Source organism: Candidatus Parcubacteria bacterium (assembly GCA_021414235.1).
In the GTDB taxonomy this organism is placed as follows: Bacteria; Patescibacteriota; Minisyncoccia; order Phycocordibacterales; family JAKFXT01; genus JAIOOV01.
Genome location: JAIOOV010000003.1, coordinates 35499 through 50371, shown reverse-complemented (window position 1 = coordinate 50371; position 14873 = coordinate 35499). Strand labels below are relative to the sequence as shown.

Here is a 14873-nt window from a genome sequence, read left to right as displayed (position 1 = left end):
ACACGTATGCGATTACTGATACTTACCCAGAAGGTCGATCGGGAGGATCCCATCCTCGGTTTCTTTCATCGTTGGCTCGAGGAATTCGCGCGTTCCGTGGATTTTGTCACGGTCATCTGCCTGGAGCGGGGCAAGGTATCTCTCCCTAAGAACGTGAAGGTGCTCTCCCTTGGCAAGGAGAAGAAGACCTGGCGCATCGTGCGGCTCTTCCGGTTTTATAAATACATCCTTGCGGAGCGCAACAAGTACGACGCGGTCTTCGTGCACATGAATCCGGAGTACGTGATTCTCGGCGGCCTCTTTTGGAAGGCGCTCCGCAAACGCGTTGCTCTCTGGTACATGCACAAGGCGGTCAACTGGCGTCTGCGCGGGGCGCTCGCACTCACCGACCTGGTGTTCACTGGTTCAGCAGAGAGCTTCCGTATCGCTTCTTCTAAGGTGCACGTCCTGGGACATGGTATCGATACCGAATACTTCAAGCCCGCGGAGAAGAAGAGCGTAGAGACGCCGCCCGAGCGCCAGTTCCGCGTACTCTCGGTGAGTCGTATCGCTCCGGTGAAAGACATCATGACCCTTGTTCGAGCTATCCAGGAACTCCGCGGGCGAGCGACGCTTCCGGTGACCCTCATGGTGGTAGGGCTTCCGGTGACGGACGTGGACAGGGAATACTTCGATGAGATAAAGACTTACATCAAGAGACACGACCTCGGGAGCTTGGTGCGTTTCGTGGGCGGCGTGGGGTACCAGGATATCGTGAAGTACTACCAAGCGGCGGATGTGTTCGTGAATACGAGTCAGACCGGCTCGCTCGACAAGACCGTGCTCGAAGCTATGGCCTGCAACACTCCGGTCCTTACTTCAAACGAGAGCTTCAAGGGCGTGCTCGACGAGACCTACTTCTTCCCGCAAGGAGGGCACCGTGAGCTGGCCGGTAAGATCGAGCTCCTGGCGCTCGGGGACAACGGCCAGAGCAGCGGCAATCACCTGCGCGGCTCCATCGAGCGCGATCACAGCGTCGTGCGGCTCATCCCGCGCATAGTACAATTGCTCTCATGAGTTTCTCTCTCGTCTTCCGCGAAGTGCTCCGGGGGAAGTCAGCTTCCCGCGCACTCACCAATATCCTCCTTCCTCGCTTCACGGTCTCAGGCCGCGCGCTCGATGTGGGTGGGACGCGGGAAGAGAGTCATTATCGGTATCTTAGGCTTGATCCGTCGCTTGCGATGAAGACGCTCAATATCCGTGAGGAAGCACGGCCTGATTACGTGGTCGATCTCGAAGCCTCTCCCATGCCCGTCCCTGACGGATCTTTTGATACGGTTCTTTGTTTCAATCTGCTCGAGCATATAGAGAAGTATGAGAAGGTGGTCGCAGAGATGCATCGGGTCCTTGCTCCGGGTGGCCGCCTCATTGGTAGCGTTCCTTTCTTGGTGAACGTGCATCCTGACCCGCATGATTTCCAGCGCTTCACTGCGGAGAAGCTCGAACGCATGTTCTCTGCAGCGGGATTCCGGGAGGTAGAGATCCTTCCTGCCTCTCGTGGACCTTTCGTTGCTGGGTACACGCAGGTGGAGATGTTTCTGCCGCGCATCCTGAAGCCGCTTTGGTTCGCTGCTGCCTATGCGAAGGATGCCTTCCTTCTGCGCTTCTTCGGGAAGCGGTTCCCGTTCCGGGATCGCTTCGTGCTAGCGTACGCTTTTTCTTGTATTAAATAGTCATGTGCGCCATCAACGGATTCACTTGGAGGGATGAGGCGCTCGCAGAACGCATGAACGCGGTCACTGCGCACCGGGGACCGGATGCGACCGACACGTTCATTGAGGAGGGGATTTCCTTTGGACACAATCGTCTTGCCATCATCGATCTCTCCCCGCGCTCTGCTCAGCCGATGACGGATGCGAGCGGGCGCTACACGCTGGTATTCAACGGGCAGATTTATAATTTTAAAGAATTGAAAGCGGAGCTCTCGGATTATCCTTTCCGTTCGGAAGGAGACACGGAGGTCATCCTCGCAGCCTATATCCGCTGGGGCAAGAAGGCGGTGGAGCGTTTCAATGGAATGTTCGCGCTCGCTATCTGGGACAGGGAGAACAAGGAGCTTTTTCTTGCGCGGGATCATGCTGGTATCAAGCCCCTCTACTATGCGGAGACGGAACGTGGGCTCATCTTCTCTTCCGAGATCAAGGGTATCCTGGAGTACGATCTGCCGCGGCGTCTCAATATGGAAGCTTTCGGACGCTACCTGCGACTCCTCTACGCGCCGGGGCCAGAGACAATGTTCGAGGGTATTTTCAAGCTGCCAGCTGGTTCCCGCGCACTCTACAAGGATGGCAAGCTCTCCATCGAGACCTATTGGGATGTCCATAACGGCGTAAAAACTGATTCACTCACTTCGGCCGAGTGGAGGAGGCGAGTCGCTGCTCAGGTAGATGCCTCTGTCGCCATGCAGCTCGTCTCGGATCGTCCTATAGGTATCTATCTCTCCGGTGGTATCGATTCGAGTGTGGTGCTCGATGCGGTCTCGCGCATCCGCTCCAACGTAGACACCTTCTCTGTCGGCTTCGAACTCGGAGAGGGCGAGCAGTCCGAGCGCTTCAATGCGGATTTTGATCTCGCGCGCCGCACCGCGGCGCACTACGGCACCAATCACCACGAAGTGGTGATGACTACTACGGACGCGGCAGAGCTCTTCGAGCGGGCCGTTTGGCACCTCGATCAGCCGGTAGCGAACGCCACTATCCTTCCGATGTTCAAGCTGGCTGCGTTCACCAAAGACAAAGCCACTGTTGTTTTAGGCGGCGACGGGGGAGACGAACTCTTCGGCGGCTATGAGCGCTATCGTCTCTCGCTCGCGGCGAGCAGATACCAGAAATACGTACCAGGAGTACTCCGCTCTCTCCTGTCTTTCCATCCCACGCTCTCGAAATTGAATACGCCTCCTGGTCCTGCGCGCATCGCGCTCTTCATGGCTGAGAAGGAGGAAGCCGTGCGTCGACTCCTCGCTCCTGGCATTGAGCTCCCGAATCTTAAAGAGGTATTCGCTCCGCACCTAGTGCATGACACACGAAACTTCGAAGACGCCTTCATGGAAGCTGATCGTAAGACCTGGCTCGTAGACGAGGCGTTTGCTATGGCGGATTCCATGTCCATGTCTGCAGGTGTAGAGAGCAGGCCTCCGCTTCTTGATGTGGACATGATCGAGCTTTCCGCGCGCATGCCGCTCTCTGAGAAGGTCAGTCTGCGGAATACCAAGGTTGTTCTTAAGGAAGCGTTTCGCGGTCGTCTCCCTGCGTATCTCTTTAATGAGCCGAAGCGCGGCTGGTTCTCGCCGGGTGCTAAGTGGCTGCGCCGAGAGCCGTTTAAATCTTTTGCGCGCGAAGTTCTCTCTGAGAGCTACTATCCTCCCACGGCTGCTCTTTTCAATTGGACGGAGATATCACGCATGCTCGAAGAACACACTGAGGCGAAAGCGTATCATCTTAATCAGCTCTGGGCTGTGCTTACTTTCCAGGTCTGGGCGAAGCTGTACAAGATATCGCTATGATCTTCCTGACCCGCGTTCAGAATGGGCTGCTCGCTCTTGCGGCGAGCTTCGTCTACCTCTTCCGAAGAAAGAAAGCGGGGGATCCGCAGCGCATCCTGGTGATCCAGGGAGCCAAGATGGGAGATATGGTCTGCACGACGCCGCTCTTCCGTGCGATCAAGGAGCGTTATCCGAGATGCGCACTGTATGTGATGGGGAATGCGCTGAATAAAGAACTTCTCGCTGGGAATCCTCACATCAATGAATATCTGGTCCGTCCGCCGGGTCTCTCTGCTCTCATAGAGTCTATTTCAAAGATACAGCCGGACGCAGCTATTCTGCCCGGCCCCGACAACGAGTCGCTCCAAGCTCTTCTTTTCGCACGTGTATCTCAGGTCATCGTGCCGCGTATCGAGAACGGCTGGTCGCCGTATGAGACCCTCTCATATCGCTTCCTCGCGCGTTCCGTGGATACGGCGCCGCACCATATGGGCTCCTACGCTCCGCGAGAATATCTGCGTCTGCTTGAACCGCTCGGTATATTTTCTGAGGATACGCGCAAAGAACTATATGTATCTGAAGAAGCGACTACTCATGCCAAGTACATGCTCGAGGTTCCCGGGGTGAGCGGCGAGAAGCTTATAGGAATCGCTCCCGGAGTAGGGAACAAGGCCAAGGTCTGGGGAGGCGCGCGTTTCGCGGAGGTCGCTCAGGCGCTCGGAGAACGCCCGGGCAGACGCATCGTCCTCATCGGAGGAGCGGGGGACGCAGAGGAAGTCCGGGCGATGCGCTCCGCTCTTCCCTCATCTCTTCCTCTTATTGATCTTTCAAACAAGCTTTCGCTCGAAGAGCTGAAGGCGGTCATCGGGGAACTCTCGCTCTTCATCAGTGTCGACACTGGTCCGATCTATATCGCAGAGGCGTTCGGCATCCCTACGGTAGATATCGTGGGTCCCATGGATGAGAATGAGCAGCCGCCGCAGGGTGTGAAGCATCGGGTGGTGGTGCCGCAGCGGGAGCGGCCGATGCTTCATATCATGAACGCTGCTGTATTTAATTTGGAGGAGGCTCGCCGACAGGCGGAAGCTGTTACCCCCAAAGAAGTTATCCGAGAAGCCGAGGCTTTGCTTTAATTGTCTTAGCAATCCCGCCTTGGTATAGTGGCTTCCGTACGCGTCGCCTTAATCTTCTTCACTTTTTCGTATGAATCGCTACCTTCGTTACGCTCTCCTTACCGGACTCTTTGCCGTACCGTTCATCTCCTTCATCGTCACTCCCTCGCTCTTCTTCCCGTACATCACTGGTAAGAATTTCGCTTTCCGCGCTCTTATAGAGATCATGCTCGCGCTCTGGGCGGTGCTCGCGCTTCGCGATGTCACGTACCGTCCGCGCTTCTCCGCTATCGCGGCTTCTTTCGGCGCTCTCGTCCTCACTATGGGTATCTCCACTATCTTCGCGGAGAATCCCGCCAAGAGTTTTTGGAGTAACTTCGAGCGCATGGAGGGCTACATCACTCTCCTCCATCTCGGCGCCTACTTCCTGGTGCTTGGAGCGGTGCTTAATCGTGAGGCTCTTTGGGAGAGATGGTTCCAGACGTCGCTTGTCGCGAACGCGCTCATGTGCGGCTACGCATTCCTCCAGTATTTTGGTGCAGTGGGGATCAGTCAGAGCGCGGATCGTCTCGATGGTACCTTCGGTAATGCCACCTACCTCGCGGTCTACACACTCTTTCATATCTTCCTTGCAGCCTTCCTCTTCCTGCGTCACAAGGGTGGTGCCTGGGTGCGCTACGCCTATGGCGCCGTCGCTCTCCTCAATATCTTCGTGCTCTACAACACTGGCACCCGCGGCTCCATGCTTGGCCTTATCGCTGGTGTAGGTTTCGCGGCGCTCCTCATCGCGCTCTTTGAACGCGACAACCGCATGCTGCGTCGTGTTGCTATCGGTTCCATCGTCAGCATCCTCGTCTTGGTAGGTGCTTTCTTAGCCCTTAAGGAAACAGCTCTTGTCCAGAAGAGCAGTGTCCTCCAGCGCTTCGCTTCCATCTCTCTCACGGAGGGTACGGTTAAGGCCCGCTTCCTGGTCTGGAACATGGCCTTCCAAGGCTTCAAGGAGAATCCGGTCTTCGGCTGGGGTCAGGAGAATTTCAATTACGTCTTCAACAAGTACTACGATCCCAAGATGTACGACCAGGAGCAGTGGTTTGATCGTACGCACAATGTGTTCTTCGACTGGCTCATCGCCGGAGGCGCTCTCGGTCTCCTCGGCTATCTCGCCCTCTTCGCCGCTGCGCTCTATGCGCTCTTCCGCAGGATCAATCTCCCGTTCACCGAACGTGCGGTGCTTGCAGGTATGCTTCTCGCATATTTCGTGCACAACCTCTTTGTGTTCGACAACCTGATCAGCTATCTCTACTTCGTCGCCTTTCTCGCATATCTCCATGAGCGCAGCCTGCCGGCTTCTGATACTCGCTCGGCTTCTCCGGAGACAGGGTATCGCTACCAGGTGGCAGTCTCTGCGATCGTACTCGCAGCGTTTGCTTCACTCTACTTCTTCAATGTGCGGCCGATACTCGCGAGCAATCTACTGATTAAGGCTATCTCTCCTCAGGCGGATCCGGCCACTAATATCAGCTACTTCAAGAAGGCGCTCGCCTACGGAAGCTTCGGCGACCAGGAGATCCGCGAACAGCTCTCTCAGGGCACTAGCGCGCTTAGGAACGCCAATATCGCGCTTCCGGTGAAGCAGGAGTTCTTCGACCTCGCCCGTACCGAATATGTGAAGATGATCGGTGAAGTACCGAACGATGCCCGCCACCCACTCTTCCTCGGGGCTATGCTTAACAACTATGGATCCCACGAAGAAGCCGTTCCCTACCTGGAGCGTGCCCATGAACTCTCTCCGCGCAAGCAGACCATCCTCTTTGAAATCGGTTCGAACTATCTCAACGCTAAGGACTTCCCGAAAGCGGTCGCTGCCTTCAAGGAGGCGTATGAGCTCGAGCCTGGCTTTAGAGACGCCCGCATCATCTACGCCATGGGTCTTATCTATGCGGGGGACAATGCGACCGCGACCAAGGTCCTTACCGAGGGCTTCGGTACCCCGTTCGTAGGAGATGACCGCCTGGTGAAAGCGTATGGAGACACGCAGCAGTACGGGAAGATGCTCGAATTGGTGAAGCTCCGCATCCAAGCGAATCCCGATGCGCAAGGCTACCTCACGCTCGCCGCTGCCTACTGCCAGGCTTCCCAGGGGACGAATGCGGTAGCGGCTCTCAAGAAGCTTATCGAGATCGCACCGAGCTACAAAGATCAGGCGACCTACTACATCACCGAGATTCAGGCGGGTAGGGAGTGTAAATAGGATTGACGGAAGGCTCTTTTGAGCTATGATGGATGAGTGAGTGCTAACAAGTGTTAGCTCCAAAAGAATGTCTGCGCAAAGGCCCGCGAAAGCGGGCTTTTACGCGCCCGAGCGTTTTTTGCTATCATGTCTCTAGTTGTGCCGAGATATGGCTCCCGGCTGCACTCACATTAGATATTCTTTGGAGCTAGCACCCGGGAGCCATATCTCGCCGTAACCTATGCGCCTTCTCTCTGACGTACTGCTTGCCCCCTATACCACCTTCCGCATCGGCGGGAAGGCTGATTTTTTCGTAGAAGCCGCTACTCTCTCGGAGCTCGAGGAGGCCTGCCGTTTTGCCGCGTCGAAGAATCTCCCTATGTTCATCCTCGGGGGCGGCTCCAACGTGCTCATCGCTGATGAAGGTTGGCGCGGATTGGTCATTAAGATGGATATGGGCGGCATACGCCTGGAGGAGAGAGATGGTGTTCCTCTCGTGCGTGCTGGTGCAGGCGTTTCCTGGGATGAGCTCGTCGCACGGACGGTCGAGTGGGGATTGTGGGGCTTGGAGAACCTCTCGGGTGTCCCTGGTTCGGTAGGAGGCGCGGTTGTTCAGAATATCGGCGCCTACGGAGCGGCTATCTCTGAAGTACTGGAGAGCGCTGAGGTACTCGATACGAAGAGTGGCCAGGTTCGCACTTTTTCAGTACAGGACTGCTCTTTCGATTACCGGGACAGTTTCTTCAAGCATGATGGCGGAGCGCACATCGTCCTTTCGGCTTCGTTCGCTCTCTCTCGGGAGTCGCAACCGAATCTTTCGTATAAGGATCTGACGGTGCGTTTTGGGGAGAGTTCTCCTTCTCTTATTGATATTCGCGAAGCGGTACTTCAAATCCGTCGTGAGAAGTTCCCGGATCTCTCCAAAGAGGGAACGGCGGGTTCTTTCTTCAAGAATCCCATATTGCCTAAGGCAGAAGCGCTGGCTCTCCAAGCTCGGTATCCCTCGATGCCTCTTTTTGATATGCCGGAGACTGCGGGTGTCAAAGTGCCGGCTGCTTGGATAATGGATAAGGTGCTGGGGTTACGCGGATATGCTTTAGGCCGCGTGCGTCTCTTTGAAAAACAAGCATTTGTTGTAGTTGCAGAGCCTGGTGCACGCGCGGAAGAGGTGCGAGTTCTTGCGGAAGAGGTGATACGACGCGTGCGTGAAGAGTGCGGTATCGAGCTTGAACCTGAAGTTCGCTTCATAGAGAAATAAAAATTACGTGTGCGTAAAATATTTTTTTACGCACAAATATTTTCTATTTTATTTTTTATACGAAGTTATCCACACATTCGCGTGAAAAAATATTGCGGTGTGATGCGTCGCGTATGATAATACGCACAGAGCGTTCGCTCTAAAAATCTCCTCATCCTCAGTACCTACAATTTTTGTAATCATCGGGATGAATCGAGAGGTCGGCAGCGGACGAAAAGTTATTAAAAAAGTTCTTACCAAACATATGGCAAAGAAGAAAAAGGCCAAGAAGGCCGCAAAGAAGAAGAGATAAATTCTCTTCGGTTTCTCACTTCAAGCAAGAGCCCCCTTACGGGGGTTTTTGCTTTTCTGCTGAAGGTACGCTTTTTCTGCGGGAGTGAGGCCTAATGTGCTAGCATAGGTAGATGTTTTCCTGGCTCCAGAGTCTCACTGACGGAAATGCCCGCAAAGTAAGCGGTTTGGCCCCTGCCGTGGCTACAATCAACGCTCTAGAGGCGGAGATAGCATCCCTGCCTGACGGAGCCCTGCGGGACAAGACGGCCGCGCTCCGGGTCCGTGCCGAGGGGGGAGAGGATCTTGATATTCTCCTGCCGGAGGCTTTTGCACTCGTGCGGGAGGCGGGCAAGCGTACCCTGGGCCAGCGTCACTTCGATGCGCAGCTCATGGGAGGACAAGTCCTTCATCGCCGCGGCATCGCGGAGATGCGCACTGGCGAGGGTAAGACGCTTGTGGCGACGCTTCCGGTATATCTCAATGCTTTGGCGGGCAAAGGCGTGCACGTGGTCACGGTGAACGACTATCTCTCTCGTCGTGACGCAGTGTGGATGGGACAGATCTATTCCTTCCTGGGGCTCTCTGTCGGCGTGATCGCGCACGACTCTTCTTTTCTCTATGATCCCAATCATCGCGATCTCGACAAGGAGCGTGATGCAGAAGGCTCGTTTCGTATCGTGAGCGAATTCCTACGTCCGGTGACTCGCCGCGAGGCCTACCAGGCTGATATCACTTATGGCACCAATAGCGAGTTTGGTTTCGACTATCTCCGCGACAATTTGGAATATGAGCAGAGCAAGCTTCGCCAGAGGGGGCACCACTATGCGGTGGTGGACGAGATCGACTCCATCCTCATCGACGAGGCACGTACTCCGCTCATCATCTCCGCACCCACCTCGGACTCCGAGCAGCTCTATCACACCTTTGCAGGCATCGCTTCGCGCCTCACTAAAGAGGAGGATTTTACAGTGGATGAGAAGCGTCGCCAGATCGTGCTCACGGATTCCGGCATCACCAAAGCCGAGAAGCTCCTTGGTGTGGAGAATATCTATACGGAAGGAGGGGTGAAATTTGTACACCATCTAGAGACCGCGGTGCGGGCCAAGGCGCTCTTTACTAAGGACAAGGAGTATGTGGTCAAGGATGGGGAAGTAGTCATTGTGGATGAGTTCACTGGGCGCCTACAGCCAGGCCGCCGATGGTCTGAGGGGCTCCATCAGGCAGTCGAAGCTAAAGAGGGTGTCTCTGTGCAGAAAGAGTCTCGTACCTTTGCTTCCATCACCTACCAGAACTATTTCAGGCTCTACAAGAAGCTCTCGGGCATGACGGGTACGGCCATGACCTCTACTGAGGAGTTCTACAAGGTCTACGGCCTCGATGTGGTAGCTATTCCCACTAATCGTCCGGCTATCCGCAAGGATCACAACGACCTCATCTTCCAGACGGAACAGGGTAAGTTCCGTGCAGTGGCTCGCCATATCAAGGAACTCTCCGCCAAAGGGCAGCCGGTCCTCATCGGCACCGTCTCCATCGAGAAGAACGAGCTCCTCTCCGCATATCTCCGACAGGAAGGCGTGCCGCATACCATCCTCAACGCCAAGAACCACGAAAAGGAGGGTGAGATCATCGCTCAGGCGGGACGCAAGAGCGCAGTGACCATCGCTACCAACATGGCAGGCCGCGGCGTGGACATCAAACTGGGAGGGAACCCGGCGACAGCCGAGGAGTACGAGGAGGTCAAAACGCTCGGAGGTCTTTTTGTTCTCGGTACGGAGCGTCACGAGGCGCGCCGTATCGACAACCAGTTGCGCGGCCGTTCCGGCCGTCAGGGTGATCCTGGCGAGACACAGTTCTTCGTTTCTCTTGAGGACGACCTCATGCGCGTGTTTGCTTCCGATACCATCAAGAAGATGATGGGCCGCTTCGGCATCCCGGAGGACGAACCTATCGAGAACGGTCTCATCACCCGCTCGCTCGAAGCAGCGCAGACTAAGATCGAAGGTTTCCACTTCGACTCTCGTAAGCACGTGCTCGAATTCGATGATGTGCTCAATCACCAGCGCACCTCCATCTACTCCCGCCGTCATCGTCTCTTGACCGGATCTGTAGAGGAGATATCCGAAGAGGTGGCCATGCTCTCTGCGGGAGACGCCGAGTTCGAGGCGGCTATAGAGAAGAGGAAGGAGGAGATCGGAGTGGATGCTTTCTGCGAAGGCGCACGCCGGCTTCTCCTCCAGACCATCGATATGTTCTGGGTGGATCACTTGGAGCAGATGGAATACCTCAGGGACAGTGTCAATTTGCGCGCCTACGGCCAGCGTGACCCCTTGGTTGAGTACAAAAAGGAGGGTCTACGCCTTTTCAAGACTCTGGAGATGTCCATCGACGATGAGGCTCGCAAGCTCCTGGTACACGTGACCTCTGGCGCTTTCCGTGAGGCTGAGAATACGCGTCTCCGCGAAGTACACGAGCAAGCCGTGCGCATTGGTGCAGAAGACGGCTCCGGCGCTGCTCTGCCGTCTTCTGCCATCACGCCTGAGGGAGACAGGATTGGCCGCAACGATCCTTGTCCGTGCGGATCGGGCAAGAAGTGGAAGAAGTGCGGAGATTTGAATACCGAAGAGCATCAGCGCTTGATGGCAGGGAAGAAATAATAATGAGAGAAACCCAGAGCGCAGGTGGAGTAGTGCTGAACCCTCAGGGAGAAGTTCTAGTGGTGAATCAGAAAGGAGTCTCCTGGTCGCTCCCCAAGGGACATATTGATGACGGGGAAGATGCGCTCACTACAGCCAAGAGGGAGATTCACGAAGAGTCTGGTGTTACTGAGCTTGAATTTGTACGTGACCTCGGGAGCTATCAGCGCTTCAAGATTGGTAAGGACGGCAAGGAAGACGATCAGACGGAGTTGAAGACGCTAATAATGTTCTTGTTTAGGACGAGCCAGCTGGAGCTGAAGCCTATCGATCCGCATAATCCTGAAGCTAGATGGGTGGCTAGGGACAAGGTGGCAGATTTACTGACTCATCCTAAGGACAAAGAGTTTTTCTTAAAGATAAGCGGGGAGATATAACGCATGGCTCATATACACGAGAAGATTGATTTTGTGGTGACGATATGGATCGTCTTTGAAAACCGCGTGCTTATGATTTTTCATAAGAAGGCTCAGCTCTGGCTTCCTGTCGGCGGGCACGTTGAACTCGACGAGGACCCGGAAGAGACATTGTATCGGGAGGTAAAAGAGGAATGCGGCCTTGAGATTGAGCTCATCGGAGACAAAAGGATGGAAGGATATCCTACGGATTCTCGCAGGAAGCTCCTGCCTACTCCTGCATACATGGATATCCATCATTTCAATGACACCCATCGGCATATCTCTCTGGCCTACTTTGCTCGCGCTAAGTCGGACAAGATGGTACTGGCAGAAGAGGAGCATGATCAGATTCGCTGGTTTACAGAAGAAGAGTTGGAAGATCCGCAGTACGCTCTCATTCCCGAGATGAAGTTTTTGGCTAGAGAGGCGCTGAAAAGGGCTTCCTAATCTGAATAAGACAGGTGGTGTGAAGAAGTAGCTGGTCTTTAGATAACTGGGCCTGGTAGGATTCGGATATGAATATGTCCCTGCGGGGATGGCTAGGAAAAGTGTGGCGAGTAATCCGTTGGCCGGTGTGGGCGGTACTCGCATTGTTCGTAGGTCTCTGTATCTATCGAATCCCAGCAGTTTTGGAGGCTCAGAAGACGGAATTAAAAACCTTAAAAGATGATTTTAATAGTCTTGATCAAAGAATAGCTGATCTAGAAGGTAAATTTGAAGAAGTAAGCGTCGTTCCTGGCTCCCTTTAGAGGTGCTTGCGGTAAGGCTTGAAAGGCGTACCATTCTAGTTAAAGTATGGGTAAAAATTTAATACATTTAGCAATCTTTTTAGCGTTATTTTTTTGTATTCCTATCCTAGTATCTGCACACCAATCTGGGTGTCATCGGTGGCATAGTTGCCCATCGGATACCGGAAGTTACGTCTGCGGAGACTTGGGGTATACCAGTGGATGTGGAGGTTCGTCCTATGGAAGTTACAACTCTGCCGCATTGTCTACGCCTACCTGTCCTTCAAACTCTTATTACGATGGTATTTCATCATGTAAATGTAATTTTGGTTATGTGGTAAGTGGCAACAGCTGCGTGTCCGCGGACAGTATGTGTCATGATCAATTGGGGTATAACTCAAGCTATGATTCACTAAGTAACTCCTGTAAATGTAGCTATGGTTATGTGATCGGTTCGTCAGGTCAATGCACTTATGGAGACAGTGTTTGTCATACGAAATTTGGTCTCTATTCTAGCTACAATAATTCTGACAAAAGCTGTGAATGCGATAGTGGCTACACTCTGGACAATACCGATCAGTGTGTAAAAAAACAAAATAACGTTTACTTTAAATTACTCGATGTAGATACAGATAATAAAAAGGCAATTGTTAAAAGTCAGAGTGATAACCGTAATTATCTTATTACATATGGTTCGGGTTGTTATTCTAGCTCAATACAGCGCTATAAAAATAGGCAAATAGTTATTAATCTTGGTACAGATTTTGATTTAGATACCTGGGACAAAATTGTTCTCCAAAGTGATGACGAAACATGCGACATTACTCACAGAGAAAGGACGTTTGAAGAGTCTCTAGAAACTAAAGAAACATCGGACGCCTATATTGGTAATTACACACCGCCTTCTGCGTTAACGTGTCCCACCAATTCAACTCTGAATCCGTCTGATTCAAAATGTTACTGTAATTCAGGGTATTCCCTCTCGGGCAATAGTTGTTTAATTAAATATAATCAACTCCCGCCGCCGAGTCCCTCTGTGGACTCAATTGATTCTTGCACCCAAAAACTTGGTTCTCATGGAGTGGTAGCCGGACAAAATTTATGTGGGTGTGCTCAGGGTTATGTTCTGAATGAATCAAAAAATTCTTGCGTTCTTAAACCAGTAGACACTCAGCCAGTGCTGATGACTCCTCTTGTACCCAAAGATGTGACCGCGGCTCCTGCCCCCAAGAAAGAAACTTCAAAAACTAAAGCAAGTATAAAAGATAAATCTACCAATACACCAGAAACTATAAAACCATCAGCAATTTCTACAACAAACGTTACCTCTACACAAAATATCATCAAATCTTCAATTACCAAGAAAATAGGGGTGTGGTTTAGAAACCTGTTCTAGGGACATGATAGGGTTTATAAATGACCTTTAAGGTGATTCACTAAATCTTATGCGACTTATGCGATTCTTCGACAAGCTGGAGGATTATGTGCGCACGCGACTCTCGCGCAGGCCGATACTCTACGCTCTGGTGGGCGGCATCGGCGTGGTGCTCTTCTGGCGGGGTGTGTGGATGATGGCGGATGAACTCGGTATCTCAAGCGTCGGCTCGTTTGTGTGGAGCCTCATCATCCTCCTCCTTTCCGGACTCTTCGTGTCTTTCTTCGTGGGAGACGCCATCATCATCTCCGGTCTCAAGAGGGATAAGAAGCTGATCGAGAAGACGGAGGCGGAGGTGGACGCGGAACTCTCTGAGTTTAAGCATATGAAAGAGGAGCTTGATAAGGAGATAATCACTCTCTCTGAGATCAGGCGGGATATTGCGGAACTGAGGGAAGCGATTTCTAGGATAGGGAGGTAACACCGCGCCTGGAGCGCGGTGTTTGATTTTATACACATTTTCCTCCAAGCTGCCCCCAGACTGCCGGATTCCCGGCAAGCTTACAGGCGGCTTTTGCCTGGTTCTTTGGGAGACTTAAATGAATCGCGGCGAAGCGGGCTGGATAGCCCAATATCAGCAGATGAATGCGCTGTGGATGCATGATGGCAACCCCAAGCGTCCTCACGCCCTCCTGACCTCCGGACAACATTCCGGGGGATTCTTCAATAGCTCTCTCGTGATGGAAGATCCGGTCGTGCTCGACCACGCGGCCATCGAATTAGTCACGAGTCTGGCCAAGGCAGGACTCGTTCTGTCGGAAGTCGATCGTGTCGTCGGTCCGGCGATGGGAGCTATCACTCTCGCGCATGATGTCTGCCGGCACATCAGCTATATGACCGGACGCCACTGTCTGTGCGCCTACGCTGAGAAGATCGGCGAAGGCAAGGACAAGGAGATGCGTTTCAACAGGACCGTCATCCGTCCCGACGAGAAGATCCTACTGGTCGAAGATGTCGTCACGACTGGCTCTAGTCTCGCGCTGGTAGCCGAAGCGGTGACCGTCAAAGGCGGGGAGGTGCTGCCTTTCGATGCGGCCCTGGTGAATCGCTCCGGTCTGAAGATGAACGGTGAACGGACGATCGTCTCTCTCATCGATCGGCATCTGCCGAGCTGGCTTCCTGAGGATTGTCCTCTGTGCACGCAGGGGTCAGTGGCCATCCCGCCGAAGAAACCTGTGGAGAATTGGGTTCGGCTCAACGCTACCTATAGCTAGAAAGAGGTCGCC

At 53.6% G+C, this 14873-nt stretch carries 13 protein-coding genes; all 13 read left to right on the top strand.

The window, feature by feature from the left end; all coding sequences use genetic code 11:
- The first annotated feature begins 6 nt into the window (after nt 1-6).
- The 13 genes from K8Q93_00275 to K8Q93_00215 all read left to right on the top strand — a co-directional run bounded on the left by K8Q93_00275 (nt 7) and on the right by K8Q93_00215 (nt 14861).
- Nucleotides 7-1056, top strand: a complete 1050-nt coding sequence (locus tag K8Q93_00275; protein ID MCE9643678.1) for a glycosyltransferase family 4 protein — start codon at nt 7-9, stop codon at nt 1054-1056.
- On the top strand, nt 1053-1712 hold the full coding sequence (locus tag K8Q93_00270; GenBank protein ID MCE9643677.1) for a methyltransferase domain-containing protein: 660 nt from the start codon (nt 1053-1055) through the stop codon (nt 1710-1712). Before K8Q93_00275 ends, K8Q93_00270 begins: the two co-directional genes overlap by 4 nt.
- A gap of 2 nt (nt 1713-1714) precedes the next feature.
- Complete coding sequence (gene asnB, locus K8Q93_00265) at nt 1715-3541, top strand: asparagine synthase (glutamine-hydrolyzing) (GenBank protein ID MCE9643676.1); 1827 nt, start codon at nt 1715-1717, stop codon at nt 3539-3541.
- Entirely contained in the window at nt 3538-4653 is a 1116-nt protein-coding gene (locus K8Q93_00260) for a glycosyltransferase family 9 protein (GenBank protein ID MCE9643675.1), read from the top strand. Before asnB ends, K8Q93_00260 begins: the two co-directional genes overlap by 4 nt.
- A gap of 70 nt (nt 4654-4723) precedes the next feature.
- A complete protein-coding gene (locus K8Q93_00255; protein MCE9643674.1) occupies nt 4724-6883 on the top strand; it encodes an O-antigen ligase family protein in 2160 nt (719 codons plus the stop codon).
- A gap of 220 nt (nt 6884-7103) precedes the next feature.
- Nucleotides 7104-8120 carry a UDP-N-acetylmuramate dehydrogenase gene (gene murB, locus K8Q93_00250; protein ID MCE9643673.1) on the top strand — a complete coding sequence of 339 codons (1017 nt, stop codon included), beginning with the start codon at nt 7104-7106 and terminating at the stop codon, nt 8118-8120.
- 404 nt (nt 8121-8524) lie between these two features.
- The gene (gene secA, locus K8Q93_00245) at nt 8525-11047 is read left to right on the top strand and encodes a preprotein translocase subunit SecA (GenBank protein MCE9643672.1); all 2523 of its coding nucleotides are present in this window, start codon (nt 8525-8527) and stop codon (nt 11045-11047) included.
- A gap of 2 nt (nt 11048-11049) precedes the next feature.
- Nucleotides 11050-11463: an NUDIX domain-containing protein gene (locus K8Q93_00240; GenBank protein MCE9643671.1), complete on the top strand. Its 414-nt coding sequence runs from the start codon at nt 11050-11052 to the stop codon at nt 11461-11463.
- 3 nt (nt 11464-11466) lie between these two features.
- Nucleotides 11467-11931 carry an NUDIX domain-containing protein gene (locus K8Q93_00235; GenBank protein ID MCE9643670.1) on the top strand — a complete coding sequence of 155 codons (465 nt, stop codon included), beginning with the start codon at nt 11467-11469 and terminating at the stop codon, nt 11929-11931.
- A 68-nt stretch (nt 11932-11999) separates the two neighbouring features.
- Nucleotides 12000-12233, top strand: coding sequence for a hypothetical protein (locus tag K8Q93_00230; GenBank protein ID MCE9643669.1), 234 nt, complete (start codon nt 12000-12002; stop codon nt 12231-12233).
- A 424-nt stretch (nt 12234-12657) separates the two neighbouring features.
- A complete protein-coding gene (locus tag K8Q93_00225) occupies nt 12658-13608 on the top strand; it encodes a hypothetical protein (protein MCE9643668.1) in 951 nt (316 codons plus the stop codon).
- A 49-nt stretch (nt 13609-13657) separates the two neighbouring features.
- Nucleotides 13658-14068: a hypothetical protein gene (locus K8Q93_00220; protein ID MCE9643667.1), complete on the top strand. Its 411-nt coding sequence runs from the start codon at nt 13658-13660 to the stop codon at nt 14066-14068.
- Nucleotides 14069-14186: 118 nt separating this feature from the next.
- Complete coding sequence (locus K8Q93_00215) at nt 14187-14861, top strand: hypothetical protein (GenBank protein ID MCE9643666.1); 675 nt, start codon at nt 14187-14189, stop codon at nt 14859-14861.
- Nucleotides 14862-14873: the final 12 nt, after the last annotated feature.